Raw genomic sequence first — 8,629 nt, forward strand, 5'->3', positions numbered from 1 at the left:
AACGATTGGCATCAATGCCACGATGGCTCTTGGCCAGGGACCGTTCGAGAGTGCAAGATTCGCCAGTGGATACCGCAGAGGTGAGCGTTCACGGCGCTCTCGCCGCACTTCGCGGCCGGCTCTCGGGGGTGCAGTATCCGCTCGAGGTCAGCGACGCCGACGATGCCCGTACGACGCGGCGCGAACTGCTGGCTCAGCTCGACGACTACATCCTCCCGCGCCTCGACCAGCTGGACGCGCCGTTGCTCGCCGTCGTCGGCGGGTCGACCGGCGCCGGCAAGTCGACCCTGGTGAACTCGCTGGTCCGGCGGAAGGTCAGCGACGCCGGCGTGCTGCGTCCGACGACACGGTCGCCGGTCCTGGTGCACCACCCCGACGACGTCGGCTGGTTCGACGAGCTGCGGGTGCTGCCGGACCTCCCGCGCGTGGCGATCCACGACCAGGCCGGCGGCGCGCTGCGACTGGTCGCCGACGACGGGTTGCCGACCGGCATCGCGATCCTCGACGCGCCCGACGTCGACTCCGTCGTGACGGAGAACCGGGCCCTCGCCGCGCAGCTGCTCGCGGCCGCCGACCTGTGGCTGTTCGTCACCACCGCGGCCCGCTACTCCGACGCCGTCCCGTGGGACTTCCTCCGCGCCGCCGCCGACCGCCAGGCCGCCGTCGCCGTCGTCCTCGACCGCGTCGCGCCCGACGCCGTCAGCGAGGTCCGCACCCACCTGTCGGCGATGCTGGCCGAACACGGCCTCGGCGACGCGCCGCTGCTCGTCGTCGAGGAGACCGCCCCCGACGACTCCGGCCTGCTGCCCGAAGAGGCGGTCGCGTCGGTGCGGGGCTGGCTTGACGGGCTGGCCGCCGACGAGTCGGCCCGCAACGAGATCGTCCGGCGGACGCTCGACGGCGCCATCGGCGGGGCGCTGCGGCAGCTCCCGGTGCTCGCCGAGGCCGCCGACCACCAGGTCGAGGCGCTGACCCGGCTGCGGGACGAGATCGCGCACGTCTACGGCAAGGCGGCCAAGCGCATCGACGCCGCGTCCGCCGACGGCTCGATGCTGCGCGGCGAGGTGCTCGCGCGCTGGCAGGACTTCGTCGGGACCGGCGACTTCATGCGGTCGCTGGAGGCGCGGGTCGGCCGCATGCGCGACAAGGTGACGGCGTTCCTGAAGGGACGTCCGCAGCCCGCGGCGGCGGTCGAGGAGGCGATCGAGAACGGCGTCGCCGCGATGATCGTCGAGGAGGCCAACCGAGCCGCCGAGAAGTCCGACGGCAAGTGGCGCGACTCCGCCGCCGGCCGCGCCCTGCTGGCCGGTGACGACCTCTCCCGCACCGTCGGCGACCTCCCCGAACGCAGCGCCACGACCGTCCGCGAATGGCAGGACGCGGTCGTGACGATGGTCCGGTCGGAGGGTGCGGACAAGCGGTTCAACGCCCGGCTGCTCTCGTTCGGGGTCAACGGGCTGGGGCTCGCGCTGATGATCGTCGTGTTCGCGTCGACGGCCGGGCTGACCGGCGCCGAGGTCGGCGTCGCGGGCGGGACCGCCGTCGTCGGGCAGAAGCTGCTCGAGGCGATCTTCGGCGACGAGGCCGTGCGGCGGCTGGCCGCCCAGGCCCGCGCCGACCTGTCGGAACGGGTCGAGGAGCTGCTGCGGACCGAGTCCGCGCGGTTCACCGACCGGCTCGGGGGACTACCCGTCGAGGCCGGCGCCGGCGACGCGCTGCGGGCCGCCCTCGTCACCGTCGAGCAGGCCCGGGAGGACGCCGGATGAAGAGGTGGTCCCGACGAGGCCGCATCACGCTGCCGGAACGGGTGACCGCGCTGCAGGAGGCGGTCGCGGCCGGTGGCAAGCGGCTGCCGGCCGACCTCGCCCAGACGGTGCAGGTCGTCGTCGACCGCGCCGGCGAGCGCCGTCAGCTCTCCGTCGAGCACACCGTCGTCGCGCTGGCCGGCGCCACGGGCAGCGGCAAGTCGACGCTGTTCAACCGCATCGCCGGCATGGAGGTCTCGGTCGTCGGCGTCCGCCGCCCGACGACGTCCGACCCGCTGGCGATCGTGTGGGGGACGCAGGGCGTGATCCCGCTGCTCGACTGGCTCGCCGTGCCGCCGCGGCACCGGGTCGCCCGCGAGAGCGTGCTCGACTCCGGCGCGGGCGACGACCTCGACGGTCTCGTCCTGCTCGACCTCCCGGACCACGACTCCACCCAGAGGGAGCACCGCGACACCGTCGACCGCCTCGTCGAGATGGTCGACCTGTTCGTCTGGATCCTCGACCCGCAGAAGTACGCCGACGCCGCTCTGCATGAGCGGTACCTGCGGCCGCTGGCGTCGCACCAGGGCGTCACCGTCATCGTGCTCAACCAGATCGACCGCCTCACCCGCGCCGACGTCGTCGAGTGCGTCACCGACCTGCGCGGACTGCTCGACAAGGACGGGCTGGACGAGGTCCCGGTGGTCGCCCTGTCCGCCGCGACCGGCGACGGCGTCGAGGTGCTGGTCGACCTCATCCGGACCGCCGTGACCAAGCGCCGCGCCGTCGACGAGCGCATCGAGGCCGACATCAGGATGACGGCCGAGCTGGTGGCGACCGCGGTGGGTTCCGGCGCGCCCGGGTCGGTGGGCGACGGCGAGCGGCGGCAACTCGCGTCCGCCGTGGCGTCGGCGTCGGGGGCGGATGTCGTCGCGACGGCGGCGGGACGGTCGTACCTGCAGCGGGCGCGCGTGGCGACCGGGTGGCCGATCACCCGCTGGCTGGGCCGGTTTCGACGCGATCCGCTGTCCAGGCTGGGGGTCCGCATCCGGTCGTCCGCGCTGTCGCCGTCTGCCGGTGGGTCCGTGCTCGGTTCCGGTGGTTCTGGTTCTGGTGGGGCCGGGTCTGGTGGTTCTGGGTCCGGTGGGGCCGGGTCCGGTGCTGGCGGCGCGGCCGGCGCTTCGTCTGGTGGCGGCGCGTCCGTTGGTTCGTCCGGTGGCGCCCGGATCTCGTTGCCGGCGCCGACGCCGGTGCAGCGGTCGCGTTCGGACGCGGCGGTCCGCGAGTACGCCGACGCCGCGGCCGGCTCCCTCCCGCCCGCCTGGCGCGACTCCGTCCGCTCCGTCGCCGCGTCCGCCGGTACCCGGTTGCCGGACGAGCTCGATCGGCGGGGGGCCGGGACCGACTTCGGCATCGCGTCGCGGCCGGGCTGGTGGCGGCTGTTCAACGTGCTGCAGTGGCTCGCCCTCCTGACCGCGGCGGCGGGGGTGCTGTGGCTGCTCGCCCTGGCCGGCGCCTCGTTCCTCCGGTTCGACGTCGCGGAGCCTGCGGTGGGCGGCCTCCCCGTGCCGACGGTCCTGCTGGCCGGCGGCCTGGTGCTGGGCGTGTTGCTCGGCCTGCTCGGGCTCGTCGCGGCCCGGCGTGGCGGCCGGCGCCAGGAGGCCCGGGTCCGCCGCCAACTCCACGACCTCATCGACAACCTCGCCTCCGACGTCGTCGTCCAGCCCATCGACGCCGAGCTGGCGAAGTACCGCGCCTTCGCGACCGCCCTGGAGCGCGCCCGCTCCTAGCGTTCCGGAGCCCCGAGTCATCCTCGGGCGGCTGGTCGCTGTGGCTCGTGACGACGTGCGGCCCGGTGAGAACCATGATCATGGCGCTGTTGATGCTGCTCTGGCGACACAAATCGCGCCATGACCATGGTTCTCACCGGTAGGTGGTGCTGGCTCGCGCCCGTTCTTCGCTCTCCTGCGGGGCACCTCACCCGCGTCAAGACCGGATCAAGACCGAACCGGCGCACCCATCTCTGACAGCTCTGGAGCGCCCGATCGCGACGCCGGTGTGCGCGGATCGTCGATGCCAACCCGACGGCAGCAGCCCAGCCCCAACTCCAGCCGTGGCTCCAGCTCCAGCCGCAGCCGCGGCCCTCCGTCATCAGCGGGTGTGGCAGACCGGCGGTGTCGACCCCGCGCCGTTGTCCACAGCCTCGGCGAGTTCGCGGAGTTGTCCACATTCCGCCGAACCGGCCTTTCGATCGGCCGCTTCGAACGGAAGTCTCGGGTGCATCACCTCAACGGGAACGAGCACAGGAGATGTCAGATGAGCGAGGTCATGATCACCGTCGTCGGGAACGTCGCGACAGAACCCCGGCTGGACGAGACGAAGAAGGGCGAGACGTTCGCCAGCTTCCGGCTGGCCTGCAACGGTCAGCGCTACGACTCCCGGGCGCGGTCCTGGGTCGACGACGACACGTCCTTCTACACCGTCTACTGCTGGCGCTCGCCGCTGGCCGACAACATCAAGGCATCGCTGCGCAAGGGCGATCCGGTGGTCGTGCACGGCCGCCTCAAGAACCGCGAATGGCGCGACGAGCAGCATGTCATGCGCGTCTCGCCGGAGATCACCGCGCGCAGCCTCGGCCACGATCTCTACCGCGGCACGTCATCGTTCACCAAGGTCAGCCGCCAGCCGTTCCTCCCCGAGGACGACGACGCCGTCGATTCGGTGCGTGCCGCCTACCTCGGCACCAACGACGAGCAGGGAGTGGTCGACAAACGCACTGGCGAGATCATCTCCGGCGCGCTCCCGGGCGCGTTGCCGCCCGGTCGGGAACGGCCGGCCGGCCCCGCACCGGCGAACGGCCACGTGCCTGCCAATGCGCCGGGACCGGTCGGCGACCGGCTGGCGGCTGGCGACCGCATGCGTGCCGGCGACCGGATGATGGGCGACGGCCGCTCGCCCAGCGCATCGGCGACCGCGCCCGGTGCCGGCCCGAGCACCGCCTCCAGCTCCGCACGGCCGACCGGCACCGCGACGGCCGATCCGGCCACGGAGCCGGCGGAGACGACGAAACCGGCGGAGACCACTGAGCCGGTGGAGACGACGCCGTCGCCGCGCTCTGGCGATCGCGCCCGCCGCGAGAAGGCGAGTGTCCCCGGCTGACCCGACCCCGCGCCGTCGGTCGCCGATGGTCGACGGCACGGGCCTCCCCCGACCCGTGCTGCCTCACGACGACCGACGGCGCGGCCCTTCACGAGCTGGGGCGCCGGCGGCCTGAAGCCGGACGGCCGGGGCGTGCCGGCGCTGCCGATCGCAACCGAACTCCTCGCCGCGGGGCCCGTGCCGCGCTCCGCGGCGAGGCCGCCCACCGTGCCGCCCCCTCGTGTCGTCCCGCGCCGTCAGCAGCGGCCAAGCGGCGGCGACAACGACAACGGCGTCGCGCCTGCGATCGACCAGGCGGACGGACGATCGGCCGCGCCCGCCGCTCAACCGACCGGACGATCGGCCGTGCCCGCGCCCGCCGCCCACCGACCCGCCGCACCGCCGCACCGCCCAACCGAGCAGACGGACGATCGGCCGCGCCCGCCGCCCAGCACCGCGCAAGCGTCACCCGCTCGGTGACCGCACTCATCGACGAGAGGAGGACCGAATGGCCGGCGATCACGTGACTACGCCGTCCAGCACCCGGCTGACCAGGGCAGACCGTCGCAGCCAACCCAGTCGCGGCCCGCCGCGGCCAGCGACGGAGGCCGGGAACGGGGCGGCGGCGCGGGCTGCCGTGTTCAGAGAGGGAGACGCGGTCGTCTCGGGTGGGGCCGAGGCCGTACTCTTGGACTCGTTATGGCGGACTTCATTTACTCCATGCGTAAGGCGCGTAAAGCGCACGGTGACAAGGTCATCCTCGATGACGTCACGGTGTACTTCCAGCCCGGTGCGAAGATCGGCGTCGTCGGACCCAACGGCGCCGGCAAGTCGAGCATCCTCAAGATCATGGCGGGTGTCGACCAGCCGTCGAACGGTGAGGCCCAGTTGGCTCCCGGCGCGACGGTCGGTTACCTCGCCCAGGAGCCGGAGCTCAACGAGGACAAGACGGTCCTCGGCAACGTCCAGGAGGGCGTGGCCGACACTCTCGAGCTGATCAACCGGTTCAACGAGATCACCGAGAAGATGGCCGTCGACTACTCCGACGAGCTGCTCGACGAGATGGGCAAGCTGCAGGAGCAGCTCGACCATCGCAACGCGTGGGAACTCGACTCCCAGCTCGAGCAGGCGATGGACGCGCTGCGCTGCCCGCCGGGCGACGCCGACGTGAAGGTGCTGTCCGGTGGTGAGCGCCGACGCGTCGCGTTGTGCAAGCTGCTGCTGCAGCAGCCCGACCTGCTGCTGCTCGACGAGCCCACCAACCACCTCGACGCCGAGAGCGTGCTGTGGCTGGAGCAGCACCTGGAGAAGTACCCCGGTGCGGTCATCGCCGTCACCCACGACCGGTACTTCCTCGACCACGTCGCGCAGTGGATCGCCGAGGTCGACCGCGGCCGCCTCCACGGCTACGAGGGCAACTACACGACGTACCTGGAGACCAAGGAAGCCCGTCTCAAGATCGAGGGCGCGAAGGACGCCAAGCGCCAGCGCCGGCTGCGCGAGGAGCTGGACTGGGTCCGCTCCAACGCCAAGGGCCGGCAGACGAAGCAGCGCGCCCGTCTCGATCGTTACGAGGAGATGGCGGCCGAGGCCGAGAAGACCCGCAAGCTCGACTTCGAGGAGATCCAGATCCCGCCGGGCCCGCGCCTGGGCAACCTCGTCGTCGAGGCGAACAAGGTCACCAAGGGCTTCGGTGAGCGCACGCTGATGCGAGACCTGTCGTTCACGCTGCCGCGGAACGGCATCGTCGGCGTCATCGGCCCGAACGGCGTCGGCAAGACGACGCTGTTCAAGATGATCGTCGGCCAGGAGCAGCCCGACGAGGGCGAGTTCCGCATCGGCGACACCGTCCGGCTGTCCTACGTCGACCAGTCGCGCGGCGGTATCGACCCGAAGAAGAACGTCTGGCAGGTCGTGTCCGACGAGCTCGACCACATCAAGGTCGGCCAGGTCGAGATGCCCAGCCGCGCGTACGTGTCGGCGTTCGGGTTCAAGGGCCCCGACCAGCAGAAGCCGGCCGGTGTGCTGTCCGGCGGCGAGCGGAACCGCCTGAACCTGGCGCTGACGCTGAAGCTGGGCGGCAACCTGATCCTGCTCGACGAGCCGACCAACGACCTCGACGTCGAGACGCTGCAGTCGCTGGAGAACGCGCTGCTCGAGTTCCCCGGCTGCGCCGTCATCACGTCGCACGACCGGTGGTTCCTCGACCGCGTCGCCACCCACATCCTCGCGTGGGAGGGCGACGACGAGGACCCGGCCAAGTGGTTCTGGTTCGAGGGCAACTTCGAGAGCTACGAGAAGAACAAGATCGAGCGGCTCGGCGCCGACGCCGCGCGCCCGCACCGGGTCACCTACCGCAAGCTCAGCCGCGACTAGGGGGCCCGGCGTGCCGCGCCACGTGACACAGGTGCCCCTGCGCTGGGCCGACATGGACGCCTACGGTCATGTCAACAACGTCGTCTACCTGCGCTACCTGCAGGAGGCGCGGGTCGACATGCTGTTCGTCCATGCCCCGAAGCAGGGCGCGGAACAGCTCGCCGAGGGCGTCGTCGTGGCGCGGCACGAGATCAGTTACCACGCGCCGCTGCACTACCGGGCCGCGCCGGTCCGCGTCGAGACGTGGGTCCGTCGCGTCGGCAACTCGTCGTTCGACCTCGGCTACGAGGTGCTCGACGATGACGGCGACGGCGCGCGGACGGTGTACGCGGTCGCGTCGACGGTGCTCGTGCCGTACGACCTCGACGACGCGCGTCCGCGCCGGGTCGCGCACGAGGAGCGGCTGGTGCTCGAGTCGTTCATCGAGTTCGACGGGCCGGAACCGGGGAAGGCGGCGGCGTGAGACACGTCTACGAGTGCTCCGTCCGGTTCGACGACCTCGACGCGTTCGGGCACGTCAACAACGTGACGTTCGCCGAGTACCTGCAGGAGGCGCGGGTCGACTTCGCGCACCGCCGGCTCTCGTCATCCGATGACGTCGCGCACGAGGGCTCCGTCGTCGCCCACCAGAGCATCGACTACCTCGCGCCGGTCCCGTTCCGCACCGAGCCGTTGCAGGTCGAGGTGTGGGTGACGCGCGTCGGCACGACGTCGTTCGAGGTCGCGTACGAAGTGAAGGACGAGTCGACGCTGTTCGCGCGGGCCACGGGCGTGCTGGTCGCGTTCGACGTCCGCGCCAACACGCCGCGCCCGGTCAGCCCGGCCGAGCGCGAAGTGCTCGAGCGCTATTTCGAGCCGTCGTCGTGACCTCGTTCGTCCCCAGCCACCCGGACGCCGCCGGCGACCTCGCGATGTTCGCCCGCCGGGTCGCCAAGTACGAGCCCGACTCGGTGCTGCGCATCGTTGCCCACGGGACGGTCGCCGGCTGCTTCGCCGAGACCCCGTTCGACGCGCTCGCGCTGCGGGCCGTCGCCCTCGCCGAGCCCGCCGACTTCGACATCGTGGTCGAGGCCGGCAACCTCGCCGCCCGGGCGGTCGGCGCGGCCGGACGGTTCGAGCTGCCGCCGGCGCTGCCCGCGCTGCGGTGGGCCAGCAGCCTGCCACCCCGATCCGGCTGGACCGAGCTCGCCCGCCTCCCGCTCACCGCCGTCGTCGCCGATGTCGAACGCGGCGTCGAGGAGTTCCGCACCCGCGCGGTCGGGGTCGCCGACGGCAAGTCGCTGCGGGCCGGGCGGGCGGCGCTGGAAGGGCTGGCGACGGAGATCTGGGACCGCGAGCTCGCGGCCGGCATGCCGCTGCGGCTCGCGCAC

7 protein-coding genes are annotated in these 8,629 nt (G+C 72.2%); all 7 read left to right on the forward strand.

The window, feature by feature from the left end; genetic code table 11:
• Window positions 1-80 precede the first annotated feature (80 nt).
• Window positions 81-1,766 carry a GTPase family protein gene (locus ACW62_RS17285; protein ID WP_205629422.1) on the forward strand — a complete coding sequence of 562 codons (1,686 nt, stop codon included), beginning with the start codon at window positions 81-83 and terminating at the stop codon, window positions 1,764-1,766.
• Window positions 1,763-3,535: a GTPase gene (locus ACW62_RS17290; RefSeq protein WP_083459858.1), complete on the forward strand. Its 1,773-nt coding sequence runs from the start codon at window positions 1,763-1,765 to the stop codon at window positions 3,533-3,535. The genes ACW62_RS17285 and ACW62_RS17290 overlap by 4 nt, the downstream gene beginning before the upstream one ends.
• A gap of 526 nt (window positions 3,536-4,061) precedes the next feature.
• A complete protein-coding gene (locus ACW62_RS17295) occupies window positions 4,062-4,904 on the forward strand; it encodes a single-stranded DNA-binding protein (protein WP_053205347.1) in 843 nt (280 codons plus the stop codon).
• Between the two features lie 678 nt (window positions 4,905-5,582).
• Window positions 5,583-7,259: an energy-dependent translational throttle protein EttA gene (ettA, locus tag ACW62_RS17300; protein WP_053205348.1), complete on the forward strand. Its 1,677-nt coding sequence runs from the start codon at window positions 5,583-5,585 to the stop codon at window positions 7,257-7,259.
• A 10-nt stretch (window positions 7,260-7,269) separates the two neighbouring features.
• Window positions 7,270-7,722 (forward strand): acyl-CoA thioesterase, encoded by a 453-nt coding sequence (locus tag ACW62_RS17305; protein ID WP_053205349.1) that lies wholly within the window; start codon window positions 7,270-7,272, stop codon window positions 7,720-7,722.
• Window positions 7,719-8,126: an acyl-CoA thioesterase gene (locus ACW62_RS17310; protein ID WP_053205350.1), complete on the forward strand. Its 408-nt coding sequence runs from the start codon at window positions 7,719-7,721 to the stop codon at window positions 8,124-8,126. The genes ACW62_RS17305 and ACW62_RS17310 overlap by 4 nt, the downstream gene beginning before the upstream one ends.
• Window positions 8,123-8,629 (forward strand): DUF8010 domain-containing protein (locus ACW62_RS17315; protein WP_169792073.1); only part of this gene is annotated, 507 nt, incomplete at its 3' end. The genes ACW62_RS17310 and ACW62_RS17315, both read left to right, overlap by 4 nt.

It is taken from the genome of Jiangella muralis (genome assembly GCF_001270745.1).
In the GTDB taxonomy this organism is placed as follows: domain Bacteria; phylum Actinomycetota; class Actinomycetes; order Jiangellales; family Jiangellaceae; genus Jiangella; species Jiangella muralis.